Origin of the sequence: Enterococcus raffinosus, from assembly GCF_001886185.1 — a bacterium.
Classification (GTDB): Bacteria; Bacillota; Bacilli; order Lactobacillales; family Enterococcaceae; genus Enterococcus_A; species Enterococcus_A raffinosus.
This window is the reverse complement of the sequence record NZ_JXLA01000013.1, coordinates 78,937-105,459: the sequence shown is the minus strand read 5'-3', so window position 1 is coordinate 105,459 and position 26,523 is coordinate 78,937. Positions and strand designations below refer to the sequence as shown.

30 protein-coding genes are annotated in these 26,523 nt (G+C 39.0%); 29 read left to right on the top strand and 1 reads right to left on the bottom strand.

Annotation, left to right across the window (positions count from 1 at the left end):
- Positions 1–88: 88 nt before the first annotated feature.
- Positions 89–2,311 carry an ATP-dependent Clp protease ATP-binding subunit gene (locus RV13_RS09045; RefSeq protein ID WP_010745996.1) on the bottom strand — a complete coding sequence of 741 codons (2,223 nt, stop codon included), beginning with the start codon at positions 2,309–2,311 and terminating at the stop codon, positions 89–91.
- Positions 2,312–2,750: 439 nt separating this feature from the next.
- Here RV13_RS09045 and RV13_RS09040 point away from each other — a divergent pair, with 439 nt between their 5' ends.
- From RV13_RS09040 to RV13_RS08900, 29 genes are all read left to right on the top strand, one after another.
- The gene (locus RV13_RS09040) at positions 2,751–3,017 is read left to right on the top strand and encodes a phosphocarrier protein HPr (RefSeq protein ID WP_010745997.1); all 267 of its coding nucleotides are present in this window, start codon (positions 2,751–2,753) and stop codon (positions 3,015–3,017) included.
- The gene (ptsP, locus tag RV13_RS09035; RefSeq protein WP_010745998.1) at positions 3,017–4,744 is read left to right on the top strand and encodes a phosphoenolpyruvate--protein phosphotransferase; all 1,728 of its coding nucleotides are present in this window, start codon (positions 3,017–3,019) and stop codon (positions 4,742–4,744) included. Before RV13_RS09040 ends, ptsP begins: the two co-directional genes overlap by 1 nt.
- A gap of 168 nt (positions 4,745–4,912) precedes the next feature.
- A complete protein-coding gene (locus RV13_RS09030) occupies positions 4,913–5,956 on the top strand; it encodes an LTA glycolipid anchor biosynthesis glycosyltransferase, IagA/BgsA family (RefSeq protein WP_010745999.1) in 1,044 nt (347 codons plus the stop codon).
- A 15-nt stretch (positions 5,957–5,971) separates the two neighbouring features.
- A complete protein-coding gene (locus RV13_RS09025) occupies positions 5,972–7,210 on the top strand; it encodes a glycosyltransferase family 4 protein (protein WP_010746000.1) in 1,239 nt (412 codons plus the stop codon).
- A 63-nt stretch (positions 7,211–7,273) separates the two neighbouring features.
- Positions 7,274–8,140: an NAD(P)-dependent oxidoreductase gene (locus tag RV13_RS09020; RefSeq protein WP_010746001.1), complete on the top strand. Its 867-nt coding sequence runs from the start codon at positions 7,274–7,276 to the stop codon at positions 8,138–8,140.
- Between the two features lie 104 nt (positions 8,141–8,244).
- Positions 8,245–8,475, top strand: a complete 231-nt coding sequence (locus RV13_RS09015) for a YkuJ family protein (RefSeq protein ID WP_010740403.1) — start codon at positions 8,245–8,247, stop codon at positions 8,473–8,475.
- A 164-nt stretch (positions 8,476–8,639) separates the two neighbouring features.
- Positions 8,640–9,803 carry an SAM-dependent methyltransferase gene (locus RV13_RS09010; protein WP_028020443.1) on the top strand — a complete coding sequence of 388 codons (1,164 nt, stop codon included), beginning with the start codon at positions 8,640–8,642 and terminating at the stop codon, positions 9,801–9,803.
- Between the two features lie 199 nt (positions 9,804–10,002).
- Positions 10,003–10,443: a fatty acid biosynthesis transcriptional regulator FabT gene (gene fabT / locus RV13_RS09005; protein ID WP_010746003.1), complete on the top strand. Its 441-nt coding sequence runs from the start codon at positions 10,003–10,005 to the stop codon at positions 10,441–10,443.
- Positions 10,440–11,402 (top strand): beta-ketoacyl-ACP synthase III, encoded by a 963-nt coding sequence (locus RV13_RS09000; protein ID WP_010746004.1) that lies wholly within the window; start codon positions 10,440–10,442, stop codon positions 11,400–11,402. Before fabT ends, RV13_RS09000 begins: the two co-directional genes overlap by 4 nt.
- A gap of 52 nt (positions 11,403–11,454) precedes the next feature.
- Positions 11,455–11,682 carry an acyl carrier protein gene (locus tag RV13_RS08995; protein WP_010746005.1) on the top strand — a complete coding sequence of 76 codons (228 nt, stop codon included), beginning with the start codon at positions 11,455–11,457 and terminating at the stop codon, positions 11,680–11,682.
- A gap of 64 nt (positions 11,683–11,746) precedes the next feature.
- A complete protein-coding gene (fabD, locus tag RV13_RS08990) occupies positions 11,747–12,691 on the top strand; it encodes an ACP S-malonyltransferase (protein WP_060789636.1) in 945 nt (314 codons plus the stop codon).
- A complete protein-coding gene (gene fabG / locus RV13_RS08985; RefSeq protein ID WP_010746007.1) occupies positions 12,675–13,406 on the top strand; it encodes a 3-oxoacyl-[acyl-carrier-protein] reductase in 732 nt (243 codons plus the stop codon). The genes fabD and fabG overlap by 17 nt, the downstream gene beginning before the upstream one ends.
- A gap of 17 nt (positions 13,407–13,423) precedes the next feature.
- Positions 13,424–14,650: a beta-ketoacyl-ACP synthase II gene (fabF, locus tag RV13_RS08980; protein ID WP_010746008.1), complete on the top strand. Its 1,227-nt coding sequence runs from the start codon at positions 13,424–13,426 to the stop codon at positions 14,648–14,650.
- Positions 14,651–14,652: 2 nt separating this feature from the next.
- Positions 14,653–15,123 (top strand): acetyl-CoA carboxylase biotin carboxyl carrier protein, encoded by a 471-nt coding sequence (accB, locus tag RV13_RS08975; protein ID WP_010746009.1) that lies wholly within the window; start codon positions 14,653–14,655, stop codon positions 15,121–15,123.
- A gap of 12 nt (positions 15,124–15,135) precedes the next feature.
- Positions 15,136–15,558 (top strand): 3-hydroxyacyl-ACP dehydratase FabZ, encoded by a 423-nt coding sequence (gene fabZ, locus RV13_RS08970; RefSeq protein WP_010746010.1) that lies wholly within the window; start codon positions 15,136–15,138, stop codon positions 15,556–15,558.
- A gap of 6 nt (positions 15,559–15,564) precedes the next feature.
- Positions 15,565–16,929, top strand: coding sequence for an acetyl-CoA carboxylase biotin carboxylase subunit (locus RV13_RS08965; RefSeq protein ID WP_010746011.1), 1,365 nt, complete (start codon positions 15,565–15,567; stop codon positions 16,927–16,929).
- 11 nt (positions 16,930–16,940) lie between these two features.
- A complete protein-coding gene (accD, locus tag RV13_RS08960; RefSeq protein WP_010746012.1) occupies positions 16,941–17,810 on the top strand; it encodes an acetyl-CoA carboxylase, carboxyltransferase subunit beta in 870 nt (289 codons plus the stop codon).
- Positions 17,807–18,592, top strand: a complete 786-nt coding sequence (locus RV13_RS08955) for an acetyl-CoA carboxylase carboxyl transferase subunit alpha (protein WP_010746013.1) — start codon at positions 17,807–17,809, stop codon at positions 18,590–18,592. Before accD ends, RV13_RS08955 begins: the two co-directional genes overlap by 4 nt.
- Before the next feature lie 130 nt (positions 18,593–18,722).
- The gene (locus RV13_RS08950; RefSeq protein ID WP_010746014.1) at positions 18,723–19,529 is read left to right on the top strand and encodes a transporter substrate-binding domain-containing protein; all 807 of its coding nucleotides are present in this window, start codon (positions 18,723–18,725) and stop codon (positions 19,527–19,529) included.
- A gap of 152 nt (positions 19,530–19,681) precedes the next feature.
- Positions 19,682–20,521 carry a transporter substrate-binding domain-containing protein gene (locus tag RV13_RS08945; RefSeq protein ID WP_010746015.1) on the top strand — a complete coding sequence of 280 codons (840 nt, stop codon included), beginning with the start codon at positions 19,682–19,684 and terminating at the stop codon, positions 20,519–20,521.
- 12 nt (positions 20,522–20,533) lie between these two features.
- Complete coding sequence (locus RV13_RS08940) at positions 20,534–21,223, top strand: amino acid ABC transporter permease (RefSeq protein WP_010746016.1); 690 nt, start codon at positions 20,534–20,536, stop codon at positions 21,221–21,223.
- An 18-nt stretch (positions 21,224–21,241) separates the two neighbouring features.
- Positions 21,242–21,976, top strand: coding sequence for an amino acid ABC transporter ATP-binding protein (locus RV13_RS08935; protein WP_010746017.1), 735 nt, complete (start codon positions 21,242–21,244; stop codon positions 21,974–21,976).
- Positions 21,977–22,102: 126 nt separating this feature from the next.
- Positions 22,103–22,627 carry a YqeG family HAD IIIA-type phosphatase gene (locus RV13_RS08930; RefSeq protein WP_010746018.1) on the top strand — a complete coding sequence of 175 codons (525 nt, stop codon included), beginning with the start codon at positions 22,103–22,105 and terminating at the stop codon, positions 22,625–22,627.
- A complete protein-coding gene (gene yqeH / locus RV13_RS08925; protein WP_010746019.1) occupies positions 22,628–23,737 on the top strand; it encodes a ribosome biogenesis GTPase YqeH in 1,110 nt (369 codons plus the stop codon).
- Between the two features lie 30 nt (positions 23,738–23,767).
- A complete protein-coding gene (gene yhbY / locus RV13_RS08920; RefSeq protein ID WP_010746020.1) occupies positions 23,768–24,079 on the top strand; it encodes a ribosome assembly RNA-binding protein YhbY in 312 nt (103 codons plus the stop codon).
- Between the two features lie 35 nt (positions 24,080–24,114).
- Positions 24,115–24,750, top strand: a complete 636-nt coding sequence (locus RV13_RS08915) for a nicotinate-nucleotide adenylyltransferase (RefSeq protein WP_010746021.1) — start codon at positions 24,115–24,117, stop codon at positions 24,748–24,750.
- On the top strand, positions 24,740–25,336 hold the full coding sequence (gene yqeK / locus RV13_RS08910; protein WP_010746022.1) for a bis(5'-nucleosyl)-tetraphosphatase (symmetrical) YqeK: 597 nt from the start codon (positions 24,740–24,742) through the stop codon (positions 25,334–25,336). The genes RV13_RS08915 and yqeK overlap by 11 nt, the downstream gene beginning before the upstream one ends.
- A gap of 75 nt (positions 25,337–25,411) precedes the next feature.
- Positions 25,412–25,768, top strand: a complete 357-nt coding sequence (gene rsfS, locus RV13_RS08905) for a ribosome silencing factor (RefSeq protein ID WP_278758301.1) — start codon at positions 25,412–25,414, stop codon at positions 25,766–25,768.
- Entirely contained in the window at positions 25,768–26,496 is a 729-nt protein-coding gene (locus RV13_RS08900) for a class I SAM-dependent DNA methyltransferase (protein WP_010746024.1), read from the top strand. Before rsfS ends, RV13_RS08900 begins: the two co-directional genes overlap by 1 nt.
- Positions 26,497–26,523 lie beyond the last annotated feature (27 nt).

The following is a 26,523-nucleotide window of genomic DNA, read 5'->3' as shown; positions in this document are numbered from 1 at the left end:
AAAAGCGAATTATGAAATTAGCTCAATTAGAAAATTTGAACAATTTGATAAAAAAGGATTCTCGTTTTATACGAGAATCCTAAAGTCATTAGTTTTTGTCTTCTTTTGCTAGACGTTCAGGCTTTGACGTGATAACAATATGGTCTTCTTTATCAAGTTTAGCCTTAAGATCAGTAATCGTTGGATGATCTAAATAGAATTCAGCGATGCCGTCTTCAATATTTTCCTGGATCGTCCGGCGAAGAGGTCGAGCGCCCATGGCAGGATCATATCCCAAATCAACCAATTTTTCTTTCACATTATCAGGAACATCGATGTGAAGCTTTTGTGAAGCTAACATTTCGTTCACATCTTCCAACATCAATGAAACAATCTTCATCAAGTTTTCTTTTGATAATGGGCTGAATTCAACAATTCCGTCAAAACGGTTCAAGAATTCAGGTGCAAAGAAATCTTTTAACTGACCTAAGACAGAGCGAGTGACGCCTTCTCTAGCTGCACCAAAACCGACATTTGCTTCAATCTTGCCAGTTCCAGCGTTACTAGTCATGATGATAATAGTATCTTTGAAGCTGACAGTTCGACCTTGAGAATCCGTCAAGCGGCCATCATCAAGAATTTGTAGGAACATATGAAGCACATCTGGGTGTGCCTTTTCAATTTCATCCAATAAAATCAAGCTATAAGGATGGCGACGGACTTGTTCAGTCAATTGACCAGCTTCTTCATAACCAACATAACCTGGAGGAGAACCGATCAATTTAGAAACACTATGTTTTTCCATGTATTCACTCATATCAAAGCGAATCATTGAATCACTTGAGCCGAATAATTCTTCTGCTAATTGACGTGCCAACTCTGTTTTACCAACCCCTGTTGGTCCAACAAATAGGAAGGAGCCGATTGGACGGTTCTTCTTGTTCAAGCCAACACGGTTACGGCGGATGGCTTTGGCTACTTTATCAACTGCTTCATCTTGACCAATTACATGCTGTTTCAAATCAACAGCTAAGTTTTTCAATTGTGTTTGTTCTTTTTCCTTTAATTCGCCAACAGGGATACCTGTCCGTTTTTCAACGATTTTTTCCATATCTTTTTCAGAGATGACAGGTGTTTCTTCATCTGTTAACTGACGTTCTTTCATTTTTTGCAGCTTATTAATTTGATCACGGTAGTAGGCTGCTTTCTCAAAGTCTTCTTCTTGTGAAGCCTGAGATTTTTGTTGCTCAGCCTCTGCTAATTTTTTATCAATCGTTTTTGGATCCACGATCTGAATTGTTAAGTTTTTCTTTGAACCTGTTTCATCTAACAAATCAATTGCTTTGTCAGGTAAGAAACGGTCTTGGATATAACGATTTGAAAGCTCAGCAGCAGCCTTGATCGCTTCATCTGTATATTTTACATGATGGTAATCTTCATAACGAGGTTGCAATCCCTTTAAAATCTCGATCGTTTCTTGAACAGAAGGTTCTTCGACACGAACAGGCTGCATCCGACGTTCTAAAGCTGCGTCCTTTTCAATAATGCGATACTCATTCAAGGTTGTCGCGCCGACCATTTGCAGCTCACCACGAGCTAATGCTGGTTTTAAAATATTTCCAGCATCCATGTTGCCGTCTCCAGCAGCACCTGCACCAACGATTTCGTGAACTTCATCAATGAAGAGAATGATATTTTCAGCTTGGCGAATTTCTTCAATCAGCTTTTGCATTCTTTCTTCAAATTGACCGCGAATACCAGTGCCTTGAACAAGAGAAGCGACATCTAAACGGATAACTTCTTTATCCATTAATTTTTGTGGAACATCGCCATCAACGATCTTTTGCGCTAAGCCTTCAACTACTGCTGTTTTACCCACACCAGGTTCACCAATTAAAACAGGGTTGTTCTTTGTCCGGCGATTCAAAATTTCGATCACACGCTGAATTTCATCGTCTCGTCCAACGACTGGATCAATATTTCCTTCACGCGCTTGACCAGTAATGTTAATACCATATTCATCTAATAAGCCACCGCCGCCATTTCCACGAGGGGGTTGATTGTTAATTCCATTTCCGCCACCGAATTGTGTTGGTGGTGTTTGATCTGCAGCGCCTTGTCTTTGTTGCATTTGTTGAGACATTGAGCGGAACAAATCATCTAAACTTCCAAAACCAAAAGGATCATTTCCTGCCATTTGGGGCGCACCTCCAGCTTGATTCTTCAATTTTTGATAGCAACTTTGGCAATAATCTAATTGCTTTCGTTGCCCATTGACATTTGCATATAAATGAATCGTTGCTTCATTTTCATGACAATTTTGGCAAAGCATTTTTTTCACCCTTTCAATAGTTGATTGTTTCTTCCATTGTACATCGAGTAAGCGAGTCTCGTAAAAAGATACGCTGGTCAGTTGTTTGACTTTCACTGACCTTAAAAACAATTATAACGAGATTTCAGATAAAAGCAAACACTTTGTTTCATTTTTTAGCAATCGAAGTAGTCGAGTGCTAAAAAGAACAAAATCTGAATTTTTTACTATGCAGTATTGTTATGTAAAAAAAATGAAAGCAAGCGGGATAAGGAAGTTAAACGGTCTAGTCAGATATTTTAAGAAAGGGCATACATTTCGTATGAATAAATCGACTAAAATTGTTGTATCCACCGCAAAAAAATGGTAATCTAAGAAAATGAAGGGCTCAAAATGATGGATGTTATCATTAAAGCCCTAACATAAAAAAACATTTTTTTTATAAAGGAGAACGGTCAATATGGAAAAAAAAGATTTTCACGTAGTAGCAGAAACAGGGATTCATGCACGTCCCGCAACTTTATTGGTGCAAGCTGCAAGCAAATTTAACTCTGATATTAACTTAGAGTATAAAGGAAAATCAGTTAACCTTAAATCAATCATGGGAGTTATGTCTCTAGGTGTTGGCCAAGGTTCTGACGTTGTTATCTCTGCTGAAGGTGCTGACGAAAAAGAAGCAATGGAAGCAATTGTTGAAACAATGAAAAAGGAAGGATTATCTGAATAATGGTTGAATTACTAAAAGGTATTGCCGCAAGTGACGGTGTAGCCGTTGCGAAAGCTTATCTGCTAGTACAACCGGATTTATCTTTCAAGCAAAATAATGTAGAAGATACTGCTGCCGAAGAAAAGCGTCTTGATGACGCTTTGGCGGCTTCTTCTGCTGAACTGGAAAAAATTCGGGATAAAGCAGCGAAAAGCTTAGGTGAAGAAGAAGCACAAGTTTTTGATGCTCATTTAATGGTTCTTTCAGATCCAGAAATGATTGGTCAAATCAAACAACACATTCAAGATAATAAAGTGAATGCTGAAAGCTCACTTAAAGAAGTTACTGATATGTATATTGGCATGTTCGAAGCGATGGATGATAACGCTTATATGCAAGAACGTGCAGCAGATATTCGTGACGTTACAAAACGTGTAATGGCACATTTATTAGGTGTATCTCTACCAGATCCATCAATGATTGATGAAGAAGTAATTGTTGTAGCACATGACTTGACACCAAGTGATACTGCGCAATTGGACAAGAACTTCGTAAAAGCCTTTGTTACTGATATCGGGGGACGTACGTCTCACTCAGCAATCATGGCTCGTTCATTGGAAATCCCAGCAATCGTTGGTACGAAGGAAATCACTTCTAAAGCTAAAGAAGGCGATGTTCTTGCAGTTAACGGAATTACTGGTGAAACAATTGTGAACCCAACAGACGAACAAGCAGCTGAATACAAAAAAGCTGGCGAAGCTTATGCAACGCAAAAGGCTGAATGGGAAAAATTAAAAGATGCTGAAACAGTTACTGCTGATGGCAAGCATTTTGAATTAGCGGCGAACATCGGTACACCAAAAGACCTTGAAGGCGTTCATAACAATGGCGCTGAGGCAATTGGTTTATACCGTACGGAATTCCTATATATGGACTCTTCAGATTTCCCTACAGAAGACGATCAGTTTGAAGCTTATAAAGCCGTTTTAGAAGGCATGGGTGACAAACCAGTTGTTGTTCGTACAATGGACATCGGTGGAGACAAAGAGTTACCATACTTAACATTACCTCACGAAATGAATCCATTCTTGGGTTATCGTGCATTGCGTATCAGTTTATCTGAATTAGGCGACGATATGTTCCGTACACAGTTACGTGCATTGTTACGCGCTTCAGTTCATGGCAATTTACGCATCATGTTCCCAATGGTTGCAACATTAAAAGAGTTCCGTGCAGCGAAGAAAATGTTCAACGAAGAAAAAGAAAAGCTTGTTAACGAAGGCGTGAAGGTTTCTGATACGATTCAAGTCGGAATCATGATCGAGATCCCTGCCGCAGCTGTTCTAGCTGACAAGTTTGCAAAAGAAGTTGACTTCTTTAGTATCGGAACAAACGACTTGATTCAATACACAATGGCTGCTGACCGTATGAACGAACGCGTTTCATACCTGTATCAACCATATAACCCATCAATCTTACGTTTGATTAAAAACGTCATTGATGCAGCACATGCTGAAGGTAAATGGGCTGGTATGTGTGGCGAAATGGCTGGCGATCAAACAGCTGTTCCATTGCTAATGGGTATGGGCTTAGATGAGTTCTCTATGAGTGCGACATCAATCCTTAGAACTCGTAGCTTGATGAAGCGTTTAACAACAACTGACATGGCTGAATTGGCTGAAAAAGCGTTGAAAGAGTGCGACACAATGGAAGAAGTCGAAGAACTAGTAAAAGAATACGTAAAATAGATTTTTATTTTAAGACCGTTGTCTTTTCGGACAGCGGTCTTTTTTCTTGTTATAAAATATAAAATGGGAAAAAGGTAAAATGATGAAGAAGGAGTAAAATCAGACTATAGGTTGAGATAAAAATCAAGTGCTTGTGATATAATTGATTTGTTTTTAAGGAGGCTGCATATGAAAATATTACTTTACTTTGAAGGTCAGAATGTTATTGGTAAATCAGGGATTGGACGTGCCTTAAGCCATCAAAAAAGAGCGTTGGCTTCAATGGGGATTGATTATACTCTTGACCCAAGTGCGACTGATTATGATATATTACATATTAATACGTATGGACTGAAGAGCCTTCAATTAGTCAGAAAAGCAAAAAGGCTCGGTAAAAAAGTGGTCTTTCATGCACACTCGACGGAGGAAGATTTCCGTAATTCATTTGTAGGCTCAAACCAACTTGCTCCTTTGGTAAAAAAATGGCTAGTCTCTTTGTATGAACAGGCAGATCACCTGATCACTCCTACCCCTTATTCTAAGAAGTTACTTCGTAGCTATGGATTAAAACAGCCAATCGCGGCGATTTCAAACGGTATTGATTTGAAAAGGTATTATCCAGATGAGCATAAAGAGGCGGCTTTTCGGAATCATTTTAATTTATCAGAAACACAAAAGGTGATCATATGTGTAGGTCTATTTTTTGAGCGCAAAGGGATTCTTGATTTTGTCGAGCTTGCAGAAAAAATGCCAGACTATACTTTCATTTGGTTTGGCGATGTGCCTATGCTTTCGATCCCTGCGAATATCCGGCGTCTTGTAAAAAAAGCACATCCTAAAAACGTGATTTTTCCAGGTTATATCAATGGAGATCTCATAGAGGGAGCTTATTCTGGTGCAGATCTATTCTTTTTTCCTTCTTATGAAGAAACAGAAGGAATTGTCGTATTGGAGGCCTTAGCAAGTCAACAACAAGTATTATTAAGAGATATTCCTGTTTATGATGGATGGTTAACAAATCGTGAAAACTGCTATATGGGGACCAATAATCAGGAGTTTGAAGAGTTAATTCAACAGTTGGTGAATCGACGGTTACCGAATCTTTCGATGGCAGGCTTTAAAACAGCTCAGGAAAAAAGTATCACACAAATCGGTGCTGAGTTAAAATCTGTGTATCAAGAGGTCTTAGGTTTGCCTTATGATCATCAAGTGTATGCAAAAGTCACAAAATAGTTTGGAGGAATAGTCGTGCGGATCGGCTTTTTTACAGATACTTATTTCCCCCAGGTCAGCGGGGTAGCAACATCGATCAGAACATTAAAAAATGAACTTGAGCAACAAGGGCATGAGGTTTACATTTTTACAACGACTGACCCAGATGCGGATGAGTTTGAAAAAGATATCGTACGTATGCCTAGCGTTCCTTTTGTATCCTTCAAGGATCGTCGAATCGTGGTAAGAGGAATATGGTTCGCTTATCAAATAGCGAAAGAATTGGAATTAGAAATCATTCATACGCATACAGAGTTTGGTGCTGGTTTTTTAGGGAAAATGGTAGCGAATCGTTTACGGATACCTGTCGTCCATACGTATCACACGATGTATGAGGATTACCTCCATTATATTGCCAATGGAAAAGTTGTTCGCCCGACGCATGTAAAGCATTTTATAAAAATGTTTGTCAATCATTCTACGGGAGTTGTTTGTCCAAGTAAACGGGTAGTTGATACATTGAAGCGTTATGAAGTAGATATTCCAATGCGGATCATTCCGACAGGGATCGATGTAAAACATTTTGTTCGCTCAGATATTACAAAAGAGGACACAGAGAAATTAAGAACAACACTCGGAATACAGCCTGATGAGTTGATGATTTTGTCATTAAGCAGAATTTCTTATGAAAAGAACATTCATGTCATCGTCCAACAGTTCCCAGAGGTACTTATGAGCTATCCGAATGCTCGTTTGGTCATTGTTGGCAAAGGACCCTATCGAGAAGACCTAGAAGCAATGGCTCGTGAATTAGAAATTGAGGATTATGTTCAATTTACAGGAGAAGTCCCTCATGAAGAAGTTGCCTACTATTATCATGCAGCAGATTATTTTGTTAGTGCTTCGACTTCGGAAACACAAGGCCTGACTTACGCTGAAGCGATTGCTTCGGGGACACAATGTGTCGTAGAGGGAAATGACTATCTCACGCAACTACTAAATGATGAGTCTTTAGGAATTACCTTCGAACGTAATGAAGACTTTAGCGAGAGCTTTGTTCGATACGTGCAGCAGCAGATTCCAATTGATCCAATAGTTCAAAAGAACAAGTTAGTTGAAATATCGGCAGAGCGTTTTGGCGATGAAATTCTTAAATTCTATCAAGAAATGTTGATCTACTATGCTGAAAATCACACAGAGACGAGCACTCCTGCTCGAACCGTTCAAAAAATGCGAATACGGATTAACTCACTTCGAAATGGTGAAGATAAATAAAGCTGAAATCCATCTCTTCATGTATACTGGAGGTGGATTATTTTTTTATTAGGAGGTAATAACATGAGAATAGGTTTTATCGGAACAGGCGTGATGGGAAAATCCATCGTGAAGCATTTTCTTTCTGCAGGGCATGAAGTGTCCGTATATAATCGTACGAAAAGCAAGACAGATGACCTAGTTGAACATGGAGCCATGTGGCAGCCAACACCAGCAGAGGTAACTGCTACGAGCGATATTATTTTTTCTATGGTTGGGTATCCAAGTGATGTTGAAGAAATTTATTTTGGGAAAAACAGTATATATTCGACAGAGGTAAAAGATAAGATTCTTGTGGATTTAACAACATCTACCCCAACTTTAGCGGAAAGAATTTATGAGACAGCTAAGGAAAAAGGTGCCGCTGCTTTGGATGCGCCAGTATCGGGAGGAGATCTTGGTGCGCAAAACGGAACTTTAACCATTATGGTTGGCGGTGATCAAACAGCCTATGAGCAAGTGTTACCACTATTTGAAATTATGGGTAAAAGTTATTCGTTGCAAGGCAAAGCCGGTGCAGGACAACATACAAAAATGGCCAATCAAATTATGATTGCTGGAACCATGACTGGAATGACTGAGATGCTTGTTTATGCAAAAGCGGCGAATCTAGATGTACCAAAGGTCTTAGAAACGTTAGGAGGCGGTGCAGCGCAAAACTGGTCAATGACAAATTACGCGCCACGCATTTTAAAAGCAGATTACTCTCCTGGCTTTTTCGTTAAGCACTTTATAAAAGACCTGAAAATTGCCCTAGACGAAGCAGAAAAAATGCAGCTTCATCTACCAGCGACAAAATTGGCTACGGAGCTATACGAACAGTTAGCGGAACAAGGATTTGAGAATGATGGAACACAAGCTTTAATTAAATTGTGGTGGGAACAGTCTTAAGTTAGATTTAGTAAAAAAATCATAAATTAATTGATGAAAATCAATGCAAGATACGGTCGGATTTGATACAATAAGACAGAATTGAGAAGAAGGGGGGCATCTAGATGAAACATTCACAATTAGTTGCCATTATTAAACGCTTAGAAGCAATGACTGAATCGACTGATAATGAAGTACAATTGCGTCGTTTTGAAAAAGAGGGCGTGGAAAAATGTACTGTAACTTATGATAATACAACAGAAACATTTGAGCTGACTGAAAGCGACAGCAAACAATCTTATCAATTTGATAACATCGACATCGTTGCGATGGAAATTTATGATTTGATTCAATAAAACGGGGAAACCCGTTTTTTTTGTACCTTTCTTTTTAGAAAAAGGGTTTCATATAATTTTTGATGATATTTTTATGAGGATTTCCTATTTTTTTCGCCAACCAAGGGCAAATCTTTTGAACTAATTAAGATTTAGTCGGAAGATATGGTGAGGGAGGCAATATTATGTTAGATAAAGAAGTATACAATCAATTATTTAAACCATCTTTTTCACAAAAAACTCAAGTAACTTTTTGGGATGGTTCTACTAAAGAGTATGGAAATTCCGAGGGAGAAGTAGTTTTCAAGATTATTTTTAATGAAAAAATCCCAGTAAAAGAATTAATTAACAACGCTTCTTTGGCACTTGGAGAAGCGTACATGGAAAAGAAAATTGAAATCAAAGGTGATTTACAGGCTTTAATTTACGATGTGTATAACCAAGCCAACGGATTTTTCCATAATAATAATTTCAAAAAATGGATGCCGAAAGAAAAACACACAAAAAAACAATCAGCTCACGATATTCATAGCCATTATGATTTGGGAAATGATTTCTATGAGATGTGGTTGGATCGTACTCTAACTTATTCTTGTGCCTATTTCGAAACACCAGAGGATACATTGGAGCAAGCTCAAATTAACAAAGTACATCACATTTTGAACAAATTGTTCATTCAACCTGGAGACACACTTTTAGATATCGGGTGTGGTTGGGGAACATTGATTTTGACTGCCGCAAAAGAATATAAGGTCAAGGCTAAAGGAATCACATTGAGTGAAGAGCAATATCAACATATTCAAGAAATTATTAAAAAAGAGAAGCTTGAAGATACGGTATCTGTTGAATTGATGGATTATCGGGATCTAAAAGGGACTTTTGATCACATTACAAGTGTCGGTATGTTCGAACACGTTGGGGCAGAAAACCTTCAGGAATATTTTAAGGTTGTTGAAAATCATTTGGCGCCAAGTGGAACTGCATTGATTCATGGAATTAGTCGTCAACAAGGCGGAGCGAAAAATGCTTGGATCAACCAATACATTTTTCCAGGGGGCTATATTCCAGGTGTAACTGAATTAGTCGGTCATATTACTGAAAATGATCTGCAGCTAATTGACCTTGAGAGTCTCCGTCGTGATTATCAATTAACTCTTGAACATTGGACGAAAAACTTCCACAATGTAGAAGAGAAAGTCATTGCGCAAAAAGATGAAGCTTTTTATCGAATGTGGGATCTCTATCTACAGGCTTGCGCGGCATCCTTCCAAGCTAGCAATATTGATGTTATCCAATATTTATTGGTTCATCCAAATAACAACAACATTCCAATGCATCGAAATGTATAAAAAAAGCGGGATTCCCGCTTTTTTTTATATGGAAAATTCCTTTGGTTATCAAAGTAAATTGAAAAGTAGATCAGTCAAATCCTCCTCGATTTAATCATTAATTTTTGGTTAATTGGAAAAATATTGTTGCATTCAGAAATAAAATAAGATATAGTTTGAACATCAAATGATTTGATAATCAAACTAATTAGGTGAGGACATGGAAAGAAACTGGGAAGAATTAAATACCTATTTAGTTTCAATTTTCAACGATGTTCTGTCGATTGAAGAAAACGAACTAAAAAAATCACAATTCAGCGATTTGACGATTACAGAAATGCACACCATTGATGCAATCGGGATGTACAAAAAGAAAACGACCACAGAAGTTGCCAGGGAATTATTGGTAACAGTTGGGACCTTGACGACATCAATCAATCGTTTAGTGAAAAAGGGCTATGTAGAGCGAATCCGCAGTGAGGATGATCGTCGTGTGGTTAAACTAGGTTTGACAAAAAAAGGACGCTTAGTCTTTCGAGTTCATCAGCATTTTCATCATGAAATGGTCAAAAGTGCCATCAAGGATTTGAATGCAGAAGAGCAAGAGGTTTTCTTGAAGGCGCTAGTAAATCTATATAGTTACTTAGAGGAGATCAAATGAGTATGAGCTTCGGAAAAATAATTGCAACTGCGCGTTATTTACCTGAAAAAGTAGTGACGAATGATGACTTGGCAGAATGGATGGATACCTCAGATGAGTGGATTCAATCACGAACTGGGATCAAGCAGCGCCACGTCGCAGAAGCGGAGAATACTTCAGACATGTGCTTTCATGTAGCGAAAAAACTGGTTGATAAGGCAGCAATAGACCCAATGGATTTGGATTTTATTATTGTCGCTACAATGTCACCAGACTACACATCACCTTCTGTGGCTTGTCAGGTTCAAGGACAACTTGGAGCAAAACATGCGATGGCATTTGATGTAACGGCTGCCTGTGCTGGATTTGTTTATGCATTAGCAACCGCTGAAAATTTCGTTCGCAGTGGAATGAAGCGGGGAATCGTTATCGGTGGAGAGAAGACTTCGAAGCTTCTAGATTGGCAAGATCGTTCATCGGCTGTTCTGTTTGGAGATGGCGCCGCGGGTGTTTTGCTTGAGGCAAATGAAGAGCCTTCTATAATGAAGCAAATGTTGCGAGCGGATGGTGAGCGTGCCAATGCATTAACTTCCGGTTATCGCAAAAATAGTAATATCTTCCATGAAGAGGCAGAGACTAGTACGGCTTTATCAATGGACGGCCGTGGAATCTGGAACTTCGCCCTAAATGACGTAACCAAAAGTTTGAAAGAATTTATTGGTGAGGAGACAGTTGACTATTATCTTCTGCATCAAGCCAATAAACGAATCATTGAAAAAATCGCTCGCAAAATGAACGAGCCAATTGAGAAGTTTCCGATGAACCTAATGAATTATGGGAACACTTCGGCAGCAAGTATTCCTATTTTATTGGATGAACTTGTTGAAGCTAATATTTTATCATTAAACAGCAATCAAAAAGTGGTATTGACAGGCTATGGCGGTGGACTAGCATGGGGCAACCTGCTGATTCAGCTATAAGTTTGTTAAAAATATAAAACTAAAAACTTAAAATTATCGGAGGAAACAACTTATGACATTCGAAAAAATCCAAGACATTATCGTAGAAGAACTAGGAGTAGAAAAAGAAGAAGTAAAATTAGAAACAAATATCCAAGAAGATCTTGAAGCAGACAGCTTGGATCTATTCCAAATTATCAACGAAATCGAAGACGAGTTTGATGTGAAAATCGAAACTGAAGATGGCATTACAACTGTGAAAGATTTAGTTGAATACGTTGAAAAACAACAAAACGCTTAATTAATAAAATTTCGGGAAAAGGCTAGGCGTAAGGCCTGGCCTTTCCTGCTATTAGGAGACGATCATGAAAACAGCATTCTTGTTCAGTGGGCAGGGCGCTCAATATGTCGGAATGGGCAAAGAGTTATACCAGCAGGAGAAAATCGTAAAAGAAACATTTGAAGAAGCTAGTGATTTACTGGGCTTTTCGATGGAAGATTTATGCTTCGAAGAAAACGATCAATTAAATGAGACGAAATATACTCAGCCAGCAATTTTAACAGTCAGCACCGCTTTTTTGCGTGTGCTAATCGATAAAGGTTTTCGAACGGATGCAGTAGCAGGACTAAGCCTAGGGGAGTACACTGCTTTAGTTGCTTCTGAAGCATTAAAATTCAGCGATGCAGTAAGACTGGTTCATAAACGTGGGCAATTCATGAGTGAAGCAGCACCGACAGGCAGTGGTAAGATGGTAGCTGTCATGAATACTGAGGCAGAAGTGATTGAGGAATGTTGTAAACAGGCCTCTGCCATCGGAATTGTTTCACCAGCAAACTATAATACTCCGCAACAAATTGTGATTGGCGGCGAAACTGCTGCAGTTGAAAAAGCGGAAGAATTATTGCAAGCTGCTGGAACAAAGCGAATGATTCCATTGAATGTTAGCGGTCCTTTCCACACAGCATTATTGGAACCAGCTAGCAAACGGTTGAACGAAGTGTTACAAACAATCTCATTTAGCGAGATGCAAGTACCAGTTATCTCAAATACTACTGCGGAGATCATGCCTCAGGATGAAATCATTTCTTTATTAACAAAACAGGTGATGTCACCGGTTCGTTTTAGCGACAGTGTTTTAACGTTAAAAGAACTTGGTATTGAACGTTTGATTGAGGTTGGTCCTGGAAAAACGCTGACTGGTTTTATTAAGAAAATTGATCGGTCACTTGCGACTAGTCGTGTAGAAGATGTAAAAACATTGGCAGACACAATCAGCTTTTTAGGAGGTTCGAATGGAACTAACGAATAAAACAGTATTCATTACCGGTAGCAGTCGAGGGATTGGCTGGGGAATTGCTAAGGCTTTTGCTGAAGCTGGTGCGAACATTGTATTGAATGGTCGCAAAGCCATCCCCGCAGATAAAATTGCGGAAATCGAAAGTTTCGGGGTGAAATGCAGCAGCATTTGTGGAGATATCAGCTCTTTCGAAGAAGCAGGTAACATGATCAAGGAATGTGAGGAGTGCTTAGGTTCGATTGATATTCTAGTCAACAATGCCGGCATTACAAAAGATCAGTTACTTTTACGGATGAAACCTGAAGATTTCGATGCAGTTATGGATATTAACCTAAAGGGTACCTTCAATATGACTCAGCAGGTTTTGAAAAAAATGATGAAAAAACGTGCTGGAGTTATTATTAATCTTTCCAGTGTTGTTGGTTTGATTGGAAATGTCGGTCAAAGCAATTATGCAGCAAGTAAAGCAGGCGTAATTGGCTTTACCAAAGCAGTAGCAAGAGAGGTAGCTCCGCGAGGAATTACCTGCAATGCGATTGCTCCAGGGTTTATCAAAACAGATATGACAGATGAACTGAATGATAAAGTCAAAGAACAAATGGAAGGTCAAATTCCCTTAAAATGTTTCGGTAGTGTAGATGATGTAGCAAAAGCGGCTCTATTTCTAGCACAAAACAGTTACATCACCGGTCAGGTACTGAACGTTGATGGCGGAATGGTCATGTAAAGAAAGGACGGAATAAAATGAATCGTGTCGTAATTACAGGCTTTGGTGTTGTCTCACCAATTGGTAATAATGAAGAAACATTTTTAAATAATTTAAAAGAAGGAAATCATGGGTTCGGTCCAATCACGCGCTTTGATGCCAGTGAAACAGGTGTCACTTTAGCAGGTGAAGTCAAAGATTTACCTTTAGAAAAATATTTTGTTAAAAAAGATACTAAACGAATGGAAACCTACTCGTTGTATGCCATTTATTCAGCGCTTGAAGCGATGGAAATGAGCGGGATTAACACTGAAGAAGAAGATATGGAACGTTTCGGTGTGATGATCGGTTCTGGTGTCGGCGGTTTAGGAACGATCCAGGATCAGGTCTTGAAAATGGATGCAAAGGGTCCGGCACGAGTATCTCCGATGTTTGTTCCGTTAGCAATTGCTAATATGGCAGCAGGAAATGTCGCTTTACGGATTGGTGCGAAAGGTATTTGTACTAGTACTGTAACTGCGTGTGCCAGTGGAACACATTCAATCGGTGAAGCATTCCGTAATATTAAGCATGGCTATTCTGATGTGATCATAGCTGGGGGAGCTGAATCCTGTATCAATAAAATTGGTATCGCCGGTTTTGCGGCATTAACAGCATTAAGTACCTCAGAAGATCCAAATCGTGCATCAATCCCCTTTGATAAAGATCGAAATGGATTTGTAATGGGTGAGGGAGCTGGTGTTTTAGTCTTAGAATCATTGGAGCACGCTCAAAAACGTGGTGCAACTATCTTAGGCGAAGTTGTAGGCTATGGAGCCACATGTGATGCGTACCATATGACTTCACCTACTCCTGATGGCGATGGTGCCGCAAGAGCAATTACGGCAGCAATTGAAGAAGCAGGAATTCAACCAGAAGAAGTAAACTATGTAAATGCTCACGGTACAAGTACCCCACCTAATGATGTGGCTGAGAGTAAGGCAATTGCGACAGCCTTAACTGACAATGCCTACGTCAGCAGCACTAAATCATTGACGGGACATTTATTAGGTGGAGCTGGCGGTGTTGAAGCAGTTGCTTCATTGATGGCACTCCAGCACCAATTTATTCCGCCAACCGCAAATATTCAAGAATTAGATCCAGAAGTTAAGACAAACGTTGTTGTGAACGAAGCAAAAGAAACAACGGTAAATTACGCCGTAAGTAATTCTCTAGGTTTTGGCGGTCACAACGCTGTGATCTGTTTGAAACGCTGGGAGGACTAAAAATGGAGATCAATGAAGTCAAAGAACTGTTGAATCAATTTAATGATTCTAACCTAACCGAGTTTGATTTACGGGAAGGCAGTTTTGAATTATACATGAATAAAAATCAAACGAGTCGACAAACCGCAGCACCAGTGAAAACTGAGCAGGTTACTGAAGTTGCCCCCGTAGTATCGAATACACCAGCAGCTTCAAACTTGGAAGCAGAGTCTATACCTGTTGCTGAAAGTAAAGGGACTGGTCAGGTAATCACTTCCCCTATCGTTGGGATCGTTTATTTACAGCCGTCGCCAGAACAAGAAGCCTATAAATCAGTGGGTGATACTGTAAAACAAGGTGAAACAGTCTGCATCATTGAAGCGATGAAGCTGTTGAATGAAATCACAAGTGATTTCGATGGAACTATCACTGAGATTTTGGTGGAAAATGAAGATGTTGTTGAATATGGACAACCATTGTTTCGTATTAGCTAGGAGGAGAACTACATGTTAACGATCGAAGAAATCAAAGAAATTATTCCGCATCGCTACCCAATGTTATTGATTGATCGCGTAGAGGAATTGGAACCAGGAAAAAGTATCAAAGCAAAGAAAAACGTTTCTGTTAATGAACCGTTCTTTCAAGGACATTTTCCTCACGAACCAGTAATGCCCGGCGTGCTGATCGTCGAAGCAATGGCTCAAGCCGGAGCAGTTGCTTTGTTATCAATGGATGAATTCAAAGGGAAAACGGCTTATTTCGGTGGAATCGATAAAGCAAAATTCCGTAAGAAAGTTGTTCCAGGAGATACCTTAGTTTTAGAAGTAGAATTAACAAAAGTTCGTTCTTCAGCAGGTTGTGGAAAAGGCATCGCCTATGTCGATGGCAAAAAAGTAGCCGAAGCAGAACTGACTTTTATGATTGGATAGATGTCTATGTTTTCAAAAATATTAATCGCTAATCGTGGCGAAATCGCTGTACGAATTATCCGTGCCTGTCGTGAATTAGGAATTCAGACAGTTGCGGTTTATTCGGAAGCGGATAAAGAAGCGTTGCACACCGAGATGGCTGATGAAGCGATTTGTATCGGACCAGCTCGTTCTAGTGAGTCCTATCTAAATATGCAGGAAATTCTAAGCGCAGCGATCGTGACGAACGCCGAAGCCATCCACCCAGGGTTCGGTTTCTTATCTGAAAATAGCTTATTTGCGACAATGTGTGCCGAATGCAACATTAAATTCATCGGACCAAGCGAAAAAACTATTGATGCGATGGGAAATAAAATTCATGCGCGCCAGTTGATGCAAAAAGCAGGTGTCCCAGTAATTCCTGGTAGTGACGGAGCCATCGACACACTGGAAGAAGCAGAGAAATTAGCAGATAAAATCGGATATCCGGTTATGTTGAAGGCTGCTGCTGGCGGCGGTGGAAAAGGAATTCGTAAAGTTCCTACGAAAAATGAACTTGAAAAAAATTTCTTGTCGGCCAAATCAGAGGCTAAAGCAGCCTTTGGTGATGATGCCATGTATATGGAAAAAATTATTTATCCAGCTCGGCATATTGAAGTTCAAATCTTGGGAGATCAGCAAGGTCATGTGATTCATTTAGGAGAGCGTGATTGTTCGTTGCAACGAAATAATCAAAAAGTCTTAGAAGAAGCTCCTTCTGTCGTTATTGGTGAAGAAAATCGTAAGATGCTCGGTGATATTGCCGTTAAAGCTGGAAAGGCTGTAAATTACGAAAGTGCCGGAACAATTGAATTTCTTCGAGATGAAGAGGGAAATTTCTACTTCATGGAAATGAATACTCGAATTCAAGTGGAACATCCAATTACTGAGATGATTACAGGCATTGATATTGTGAAGAAACAGATCAAAATCGCTGCGGGAGAGCCATTGGGTTTGAAGCAGTCAGACGTGAAGTTTCATGGACACTCGATTGAATGTCGAATAAATGCTGAAAATCCAGCATTTAACTTTGCGCCTTCTCCTGGTAAGATTAAAACACTTCTTTTGCCTAGCGGAGGGCTAGGACTGAGAGTAGATAGCGCGATGTATAGCGGTGTGACAATTCCGCCATATTATGATTCAATGATTGCGAAGATCATCGTTCATGGTGAAGATCGTTTTGATGCACTAATGAAGATGCAGCGTGCTTTAGGCGAATTCGTTTCTGATGGTGTAATTACTAACGTTGAATTTCAGATGGATTTAATCAGTCATCCAAGTGTTTTATTTGGTGATTATGATACAAGCTTCTTGCAAAAAACATTTTTACCTGAGTGGCAGCAAAGCGAGTAGGAGGAATATAGGTGGGACTTTTTAACAAGAAAAAAAACTACATTCGAATCAATCCTAACCGCGACAGTGTACCAACAACGAAGCCAACCGTACCGGATGATATGTGGGCCAAATGTCCAAACTGTAAACGTACCTTGTATAAAAAAGAAATTGGTACTGAAAAAGTTTGTCCTCATTGCGGCTATAGCTTCCGAATAAGTGCTTGGGAACGATTGGCTCTGACGATTGATGAAAAAAGTTTTATTGACTGGGACAACCAACTAGAACAAAGAAATCCGATCGATTTTCCGGAGTATTTAAAAAAAATAGAGTCAATGAAGGAAAAAACAGGCTTGGATGAAGCTGTACTGACAGGAAAAGCAACAATCAATGGACAAATAGTGGCCATTGGTGTGATGGATGCCAATTTCATTATGGGAAGTATGGGTACTGTTGTAGGCGAAAAAATCACTCGGCTTTTTGAAAAGGCGGTAGCTGAAGAGTTACCTGTTGTTCTTTTCACTGCCTCAGGTGGTGCTCGAATGCAAGAAGGAATCTTCTCATTGATGCAGATGGCTAAGATTTCTGCAGCTGTTAAGCGTCATAGTAACGCGGGACTGCTTTATATTACTGTTTTAACAGATCCAACTACTGGAGGAGTTACTGCCAGCTTTGCAATGGAGGGTGATGTTATTTTAGCCGAACCGCAAACCTTAGTTGGATTTGCTGGACGACGGGTAATTGAACAAACGATACGTCAACAGCTACCAGACGATTTTCAAAAAGCTGAGTTTCTTTTACAGCATGGATTTATTGATCAAATTGTTCCAAGAATGATGTTGAAAGATCGTTTATCGCAATTATTGGCATTTCATCAACAGAAGGGCTGGTGTGAAGAATGAGTCTAACTGCTGGGGAAATTGTTAAGTTGGCCAGACATCAAGATCGTTTGACTAGCCTAGACTATTTCGAAAAAATTTTCACTGACTTTCAAGAGCTCCATGGTGATCGCCATTTTGGAGATGATCCTGCAATCGTTGGGGGTATCGCTAATTTGGCTGGAAAACCAGTCACAATTATTGGTATTCAAAAAGGAGCCAACCTGAAAGAGAACATGGATCGTAATTTTGGACAACCCAATCCTGAAGGTTATCGCAAAGCGTTACGATTAATGAAGCAAGCTGAAAAATTCCATCGTCCTGTTATTTGCTTTGTTAATACTCCAGGAGCCTTTTGCGGCGTAGAGGCAGAAGAACGTGGGGAAGGCGAAGCAATCGCCCGTAATCTTTTAGAGATGTCAGATTTAAAAGTTCCAATCATTTCTATCGTAACTGGTGAAGGTGGAAGTGGCGGTGCATTAGCTTTAGCTTTGGCTGATGAGGTCTGGATGATGGAATACAGTATTTACGCGATTCTTTCACCTGAGGGGTTTGCATCAATCCTTTGGAAGGATGGGAAACGTGCTGACGAAGCTGCTGAGTTAATGAAAATTACCGCTGCAGAATTACTTGAGTTGGACGTGATTGACCGTGTGATTCCTGAAACACTAAGGGGTAAAAAACTAAGTGAGGAAAAAATTATTCGTATGTTGAAAAAATCTTTAATCGAAAAACTCACTGAGCTCTCTCAATATTCAACAGAAGAATTGATTGAGAAGAGATATCAACGTTTTCGTAAATTTTAATCCTCAAAAAGACGGCTATAGCCGTCTTTTTTTATACAAAAATAGTTCTTTTAGTAAATAAATATACATAATTAGGTAGTAAAAACGAAATTATATGCTATACTATAAAAAAGATTTTGGGGGATGGGTTATGAAAAAAGGGTTAAAGATTGTTTTAGGTATGGTACTAATAGTTTTATTTGCAGCATGCGGTAATCAGAAGGAAGAAGACAAATTAAATACTATAAAAAAGGATGGAGTCATTAAAGTAGCCACTTCACCAGATTATGCGCCATTTGGATTCCATACAACAATGAATGGTAAAGATAAAATCGTTGGGGCTGATATTGAAATGATGGAAACTATCGCCAAAAAAATGGGTGTAAAAGTGGAATGGCTGGATATGAGTTTTAATGCAGTCTTAGCTGCTGCAAAAGAAGGAAAAGCTGATGTAGCGGTGTCAGCAATTTCGGTTACTAGTGAACGTGAGGAAAGTTTTGATTTCACTACAGATTATTATACATCGCCTCAAGTAATCGTTATCAATAAGCAGCATGAAAATGAATTTACATCAATTGATCATTTTTCCGATAAGCAAGTTGGTGCTCAAAAGGGGACCATTCAAGAAAATATTGTAAAATCACAAATGACAGATGCTAAATTGGTGTCGATTGAAAAGCTGCCGAATATTTTCTTGGAAGTCAAAAAGGGTTCTTTAGATGGTTTAGTTGTTGAGAAGACTGTAGCCGACGCCTACGTGAGTAAAAATCCAGAATTAATGATTGCGAATATTCCATTGAAAAGTATGAAGGAGGATTCTCTATGTATCGCTGTTCCTAAAGGAAATAAAAAATTAGTAGCAGCGCTTAATAAGCATATAAAAGAGTTAAAGGAAACTGGAGAAATTGAAAAAATGGTGGAGAAGAATAATCAATTAGCACAAGAAAGTGGAAATTAAAATATTTATACACTTGCAATTGAATATATACAATATATAAACCTAATTTCGAATTATATCTAATATTTATACAACTATTTGCTTGTTTTATGAAAATTTCATGCTATAATAAATTCATTGAAAAAAGGATTCACTATTTAGGAGGAAACAGGATGAAGAAAATTACCGGCTTAGTAATGACATTAGTAGCACTATTCTCTCTAGCAGCATGTGGAGGAGGCGGAGATAAAACTGCCGATTCATCAAATGCAAAATCAGAAGACCAATTAGCAGCAATTAAGAAAGCTGGCGTATTAAAAGTAGCTACCTCTGCTGATTACGCACCATTTGAATTCCATACAATGGTAGATGGAAAGGATAAGATTGTTGGTGCTGACATTGACTTAGTCAATGCGATAGCAAAAGAACTTGGTGTGAAGGCTGAAGTATCTGATATGAGTTTTAATACAGTGCTGGCATCTTTAAAAGAAGGGAAATCAGATATTGCTATCTCTGCAATTTCTGCAACACCAGAACGGAAAGAACAATTTGCCTTTACTGACAACTACTACAATCCACCACAAGTAGTAATCATCAATAAGAAAAACCAAGACAAATTTACAAGTTTAGATGCTTTAAAAGATAAAAACGTCGGGGCGCAAAAAGGCTCAATCCAAGAAGATGTAGTAAAAACACAAATGAAAGATGCAAAATTAGTTTCAATCGAAAAGGTTCCTAACATGGTCATCGAAGTGAACAGTGGTTCGCTGGATGCGATGGTTGTAGAAAAAACAATTGCAGAATCTTATGTACAGCAAAATCCTGATTTGATGATTGCAAACATTGATTTAGAGGCATCCAAAGATGAAGCTTTTGCCATTGCATTGCCAAAAGGCAGTGAAGAATTACAAACAGAAATCAATAAAATCATTAAAAAGTTAAATGATGAAGGCAAGATTGATGAGTTTGTTAAACAAAATCATGAATTAGCCGAAAAATCAGTAGAAGAATAGAGGAAGCATGTTTTGGACTTTTCTTTTTTAGATAAATATTTATCTTACTTCGTTTCAGGAGCGGGAATCACAGTGATTATCTCGCTTGTGACAGTTTGTTTAGGGACTTTAATAGGATTAGCTATGGCTCTTTTAAAGCTGTCTAAACATAAGCCTTTAAACTGGTTAGCAAATATCTATATCGAAGTGCTTCGCGGTACTCCGATGTTGTTGCAAATTACGATTGGATTTCTGATTTTACAGGGATTTTTCCCATCAACTGATTTGAACGTCGGTGTATTGACCGTTGGTTTAAATCGTTTAATTCCAGGTATGATTGTTTTATCTTTGAATTCTGGAGCATATGTTGCGGAAATCATTCGTGGGGGGATCACAGCTGTAAACTTCGGACAAACCGAGGCAGCTCATTCATTAGGACTGCGTCCATCTCAAACAATGCGCTATGTGATTTTACCACAAGCGTTAAGAAACATTTTGCCGCCTTTAGGGAATGAATTCATTACTTTGATTAAAGATTCTTCTCTACTTGCAACGATAGGAATTAATGAATTAATGGGATCCGCTCAAATCGTTGTTTCTAATTCCTATATTCCATTGGAACCCTTAATTGTCGCTGCGGTTGTTTATTTCGTGATGACCTTCATCACTTCCCGCTTAGTGAACTTATGGGAGAAAAAACTTGGAAAAGGGTATCAGCGATAAGGAGCAGAGGTGAGTAAAATGACAGAAGCATTGATTCAAATTGAACATTTAAATAAAAAATTTGGTGATAACGAGGTTCTTAAAGACATTTCAGCAGAGATCACACCTGGAGAAGTTGTTGTAATTATCGGACCATCTGGATCTGGGAAAAGTACGTTTTTACGTTGCGTTAATTTATTAGAGGTTCCTACTTCTGGTACGATCAGGTTTGAAGGAACCGATATTACAGATAAAAAGAACGATATTTTCAAGACGAGAGAAAAGATGGGTATGGTGTTTCAACAGTTTAATTTATTTCCTAATATGACTGTTTTAGATAACATTACCTTGTCCCCTATTAAAGTTAAAGGAATGGCTAAACCTGAGGCAGAAAAAATAGCTAAAGAGCTGTTGGAAAAAGTTGGTTTGTCTGAAAAAGCGACTGCTTATCCGCAATCTTTATCCGGAGGACAACAGCAACGGATTGCTATTGCTCGAGCATTAGCGATGCAACCAGATGTCATGCTTTTTGATGAACCAACTTCTGCGCTTGATCCTGAAATGGTTGGGGATGTGCTGCAAGTAATGCAGCAATTGGCTAAAGAAGGAATGACGATGATGATCGTTACCCATGAAATGGGTTTTGCTAAAGAAGTGGGAGATAGGGTAATTTTTATGGACGGTGGAGTAATCGTTGAAGAAGGTACACCTGAAGAAGTTTTCGATCATACTAAGAATCCTAGAACTATCGATTTCTTATCAAAAGTATTATAAAATTAGTAAGACTAGGCGAAGAAAGCCTAGTCTTTTTTAAACCTTTGTACCCAAATGTAGAGTTTTCAAAAAATTTGCGTTATAATCAGGTTTTGTAGAAGTATAAATAAAGTTATAGGAGTTGCCATGTTAGATAAATTCAAACCAACGTGGATGGTCGAAGCCATTTATCAAATAACCCCGGAACAATTGAAGGCTCACGGATTTAAAGCAGTGTTAACGGATTTGGATAATACGCTAATTGCTTGGAACAATCCGAATGGGACAAAAGAGCTGATTGATTGGCTAAAAATGATGGATGAAGCAGGAATTCCTGTGGTTGTTGTATCAAATAATAAAGCCAGTCGTGTCGCGAAGGCTTTAGAAAGCTTTCAATTAGATTTTGTTTCACGGGCAATGAAACCTTTTTCTGTAGGAATAAAAAATGCGCAGAAACAATTAGGCGTTTCTAAAGATGAGATTGTTATGATTGGCGACCAAGTAATGACAGATATTCGCGGGGCAAGCGCAGCAGGAATCCGTAGTATTCTTGTTCGACCGATTCTTGATACAGATGGATGGAATACGCGGATCAATCGATTTTTTGAACGTCGTGTCATGCATATTTTATTGCGCAAAGACCCTGAAATGAAATGGAAGAGTGAATTATAAATGGAAGAAGAATTATTTTGTATCGGTTGTGGCGCGAAGATTCAGACCGAGCATCCGAATGAATTAGGTTATACTCCGCAGTCAGCTTTAGAAAAGGGCTTAGCAAATGGTGAAGTTTATTGTCAACGCTGCTTCCGCTTGCGCCACTACAATGAAATTCAAGATGTATCATTAACGGATGATGATTTTTTACGTTTGCTGAATGAGCTTGGAAAAGCAGACGCGTTGATTGTGAATGTGGTGGATATTTTTGATTTTAATGGTTCACTGATTCCAGGCTTACATCGATTTGTTGGTGATAACCCAGTCCTATTAGTTGGGAACAAGGTTGATTTGCTGCCTAAGTCCTTAAAGCGAGGTCGCCTAACTCAATGGATGCGTGAACGTGCCCACGAGGAAGGGCTGCGCCCAGTGGATATTTTATTAACGAGTGCACGCAAAGCAAATGAAATGGCCGAACTATTAGAGAAAATTGAAGAGTACCGGGATGGTCGCGATGTATATGTAGTTGGTGTGACAAATGTAGGCAAGTCAACATTGATTAATCAAATCATCAAACAAACCGCTGGTGTACAAGATTTAATTACGACCTCTCAGTTTCCTGGAACGACATTGGATAAGATAGAAATTCCACTGGATGATGGTCATTATCTTTTTGACACTCCAGGAATTATTCATCGTCATCAGATGGCTCATTATCTTGGAAAAAAAGATTTGAAAATTATTGCGCCCCATAAAGAAATTAAACCAAAAGTTTACCAGTTAAATGCTGGTCAAACGTTATTCTTAGGTGGATTGGCTCGATTTGACTTTATTCAGGGAGAGCGCGCATCCTTTATTGCCTATGTGTCAAATGACATTGATCCGCATCGAACAAAATTAGAAAAAGCGGATGCCTTTTATGAGAAACACGTTGGTGGATTATTGCAGCCGCCACGTCCAGATGAGGTAGAAGATTTTCCAGAGTTAGTTCGCTTTGAATTTTCAATTAAAGAAAAAACCGATATTGTTTTTGCTGGATTAGGCTGGGTAACCGTATCAAAACCAGCAGTGGTCGCTGGCTGGGCACCAAAGGGTGTAGATGTTTTGACCCGAAAAGCATTGGTCTAAAAACTTTCATCTAAAATAAGGGGAGTATTAATGAAACTAAGAGGAAAACAAAAACGTTTCTTGCGCAGTCAGGCACATCACTTACAACCGATTTTCCAAATTGGAAAAAACGGGATGAATGAGGCAGCAATTGTTCAAATTGCTGAAGCGTTGGAGAAAAGAGAATTAATAAAAATTAATTTATTACAAAATACTGATGAGATCGCTGAAGATGTAGCACATGTTTTAGAAGAAAAGATCCATTGTCAGATTGTTCAAATTATTGGACGTGTATTAGTACTGTATAAGGCTTCAAGTAAAGAAAAATATCAAAAGATTTCAAAAGAAGTTCAAAGTATCTAAACAATGATTGATTAAAAATTAAGGGGGAGTAACCGTTGTATCAGGACGTCTTAACGATTCCAAAAGTTGAATCACTAACAGATACTACGCTGCCAAAAAAGCAGGTAGGACTGCTAGGGGGGAATTTTAATCCTATCCATCATGCGCACCTAATGATCGCTGAGCAGGTGGGACAAAAAATGGGATTTGATGAAGTACACCTGTTGCCGAGTTATTTACCGCCACATGTAGATGAAAAGAAGACTATTGATAGCGAGCATCGACTTGCGATGGTCAAGCTGGCGATTGAAGATAATCCTTTTTTGTCAGTGGATACTAGAGAACTGGCTCGAAAAGGGAAAAGCTATACCTTTGATACAATGCTAGAGTTAACCACAGAAAATCCAGATACGGAGTATTATTTTATCATTGGTGGAGACGAAGTAGCCTATCTGCCTAAGTGGCACCGGATTGATGAGCTTGTGCGTATCGTCAACTTCGTAGGGGTTAAACGGGCCGGCTATGCACTAGAGAGCCCATACCCAATTATTTGGGTAGATGTTCCAGAGATCCAGCTGTCTTCATCCTACATTCGAAAGCAAGTGAATCAGGGATGCTCTATTCGGTATCTGGTACCAGATCGTGTACGAGAGTATATTGCGGAAGAAGGATTGTATCTCGATGAAGTATAGTGATAGATATACAGCAATGGATCGTGAGGCATTGATGCAAGCCGTTCAAATGCGAATGAGTGAGCGACGTTTTAAACATGTGTTGGGTGTAGAAGAAACTGCGATTGCTTTGGCAGAGCAGTTTGGTGAATCGCCAGAAAAAGCGAGTATCGCTGCCTTAACTCATGATTATGCTAAAGAACGTTCAGATGAAGAATTCCAACTTGCGATTGAACGAGGAAAGTACGAAAATAAAACAGAGCTATTAAAATATGGTAACGCTATTTGGCACGGTCTTGTTGGTGCGGAGTTTGTGGCTCGTGAGCTGAATATTTCAGATGAGGAAATATTAAATGCGATCCGTCTCCACACAACGGGAGCGGCAGAGATGACGTTGTTAGACAAAATAATTTATGTGGCAGATTATATTGAACCAGGGAGATCTTTCCCTGGTGTTGAAGATGCACGTGTGATTGCTTTGAGGGATTTAGATCAGGCAGTCGCATTTGAAACAAAACATACGCTGGCTCATTTAATTGAGGCGGAGAATCCAGTCTATCCGAAAACAATAGAAACGTATAATCGGTGGGTTGCTGGGATAAAATAATGATTGAATGAAGCAACTAAGTATTCTAGTTGTTTAGAAGAATGTCGTATGGTATGAAAAATAAGGAGGAGAATTATCATAGATAGTAAAAATATGTTAGAAATCGCCGTTAAAGCAGCTGATTCAAAGCGAGCAGTTGATATTGTGGCATTAAACGTTTCAAAGGTATCATTATTGGCGGATTATTTCATGATTTGTTCAGCAAACTCTGATCGTCAAATTAATGCTATTGTAGATGAAATCGTAGATAAGGAAGAAGAGGCGCAAGTAGAAGTTAAACGTATTGAAGGAAAAGATGGCGGCAAATGGGTCTTGATTGACTTAGGTGATGTAATTGTCCATGTATTTAGCACGTCAGAGCGCGAATTTTATAATTTAGAAAAGCTGTGGTCAGATGCACCACTTGAAAATATCGAGGCTTGGTTAGACTAATGGCCTATGAAACATTTGCTTTTGTTTATGATGAGGTGATGGATGATTCTTTATATCAGCAATGGCTGGATTTTTCATTACGTCATCTACCCAAAGAAACCAATCAACTATTAGAATTAGCTTGTGGGACTGGTGCATTAGCAGTAGAATTTGCAAAAAAGGATTTTGACGTGACTGGTTTAGATTTATCAGAAGAAATGCTAACACTTGCCAATGACCGTGCTCTTCAAGAGGGGGTTGCAGTCAATTGGGTTGCTGGAGATATGCTTGATTTAACGGATATTGGAAGCTATCAAGCTGTAACCTGTTTCTCTGATTCTCTTTGTTATATGCAGGACGCCTCACAAGTTAAGCAAGTTTTTGAAGGGGTCTATCAGTTGTTGAAGGAAGCAGGAACTTTCATTTTTGACGTTCATTCAACTTACCAAATTGACACGATCTTTCCTGAATATAGTTATCACGATCAGACTGAGGATTTTGCCTTTTTATGGGATAGCTATCCTGGCGATTCGGACCACAGTATTGAACACTTTTTGACTTTTTTTGTAAAACAGGAAGAGGAGATATTTGAGCGGTTTGATGAATTGCACAAGGAGAGAACCTATCCTTTAGATATGTATCAAAAAATGCTTACTGAGGTTGGATTTAAAGTGGAAGTCTTCGCAGATTTTATGGATGAACATCCAAATGAAAAAAGCAAACGTTGGTTCTTTGTTTGTAATAAGTAACCGAGAGAAATCTCGGTTTTTTTGTGA

Bases quoted from the DNA above. Each gene is read 5' to 3' on its own strand.
- accB (WP_010746009.1), top strand. From the start codon at position 14,653: ATGGAGATCAATGAAGTCAAAGAACTGTTGAATCAATTTAATGATTCT.
- yqeK (WP_010746022.1), top strand. From the start codon at position 24,740: ATGAAGTATAGTGATAGATATACAGCAATGGATCGTGAGGCATTGATG.
- yqeH (WP_010746019.1), top strand. From the start codon at position 22,628: ATGGAAGAAGAATTATTTTGTATCGGTTGTGGCGCGAAGATTCAGACC.
- fabD (WP_060789636.1), top strand. From the start codon at position 11,747: ATGAAAACAGCATTCTTGTTCAGTGGGCAGGGCGCTCAATATGTCGGA.
- RV13_RS09000 (WP_010746004.1), top strand. From the start codon at position 10,440: ATGAGTATGAGCTTCGGAAAAATAATTGCAACTGCGCGTTATTTACCT.
- fabF (WP_010746008.1), top strand. From the start codon at position 13,424: ATGAATCGTGTCGTAATTACAGGCTTTGGTGTTGTCTCACCAATTGGT.
- ptsP (WP_010745998.1), top strand. From the start codon at position 3,017: ATGGTTGAATTACTAAAAGGTATTGCCGCAAGTGACGGTGTAGCCGTT.
- RV13_RS08995 (WP_010746005.1), top strand. From the start codon at position 11,455: ATGACATTCGAAAAAATCCAAGACATTATCGTAGAAGAACTAGGAGTA.
- fabG (WP_010746007.1), top strand. From the start codon at position 12,675: ATGGAACTAACGAATAAAACAGTATTCATTACCGGTAGCAGTCGAGGG.
- RV13_RS08955 (WP_010746013.1), top strand. From the start codon at position 17,807: ATGAGTCTAACTGCTGGGGAAATTGTTAAGTTGGCCAGACATCAAGAT.
- RV13_RS09015 (WP_010740403.1), top strand. From the start codon at position 8,245: ATGAAACATTCACAATTAGTTGCCATTATTAAACGCTTAGAAGCAATG.
- RV13_RS08900 (WP_010746024.1), top strand. From the start codon at position 25,768: ATGGCCTATGAAACATTTGCTTTTGTTTATGATGAGGTGATGGATGAT.
- RV13_RS09010 (WP_028020443.1), top strand. From the start codon at position 8,640: ATGTTAGATAAAGAAGTATACAATCAATTATTTAAACCATCTTTTTCA.
- RV13_RS09030 (WP_010745999.1), top strand. From the start codon at position 4,913: ATGAAAATATTACTTTACTTTGAAGGTCAGAATGTTATTGGTAAATCA.
- RV13_RS08930 (WP_010746018.1), top strand. From the start codon at position 22,103: ATGTTAGATAAATTCAAACCAACGTGGATGGTCGAAGCCATTTATCAA.
- RV13_RS09045 (WP_010745996.1), bottom strand. From the start codon at position 2,311: ATGCTTTGCCAAAATTGTCATGAAAATGAAGCAACGATTCATTTATAT.
- RV13_RS08935 (WP_010746017.1), top strand. From the start codon at position 21,242: ATGACAGAAGCATTGATTCAAATTGAACATTTAAATAAAAAATTTGGT.
- RV13_RS08950 (WP_010746014.1), top strand. From the start codon at position 18,723: ATGAAAAAAGGGTTAAAGATTGTTTTAGGTATGGTACTAATAGTTTTA.
- yhbY (WP_010746020.1), top strand. From the start codon at position 23,768: ATGAAACTAAGAGGAAAACAAAAACGTTTCTTGCGCAGTCAGGCACAT.
- RV13_RS09020 (WP_010746001.1), top strand. From the start codon at position 7,274: ATGAGAATAGGTTTTATCGGAACAGGCGTGATGGGAAAATCCATCGTG.
- RV13_RS08945 (WP_010746015.1), top strand. From the start codon at position 19,682: ATGAAGAAAATTACCGGCTTAGTAATGACATTAGTAGCACTATTCTCT.
- fabT (WP_010746003.1), top strand. From the start codon at position 10,003: ATGGAAAGAAACTGGGAAGAATTAAATACCTATTTAGTTTCAATTTTC.
- RV13_RS09040 (WP_010745997.1), top strand. From the start codon at position 2,751: ATGGAAAAAAAAGATTTTCACGTAGTAGCAGAAACAGGGATTCATGCA.
- fabZ (WP_010746010.1), top strand. From the start codon at position 15,136: ATGTTAACGATCGAAGAAATCAAAGAAATTATTCCGCATCGCTACCCA.
- RV13_RS08965 (WP_010746011.1), top strand. From the start codon at position 15,565: ATGTTTTCAAAAATATTAATCGCTAATCGTGGCGAAATCGCTGTACGA.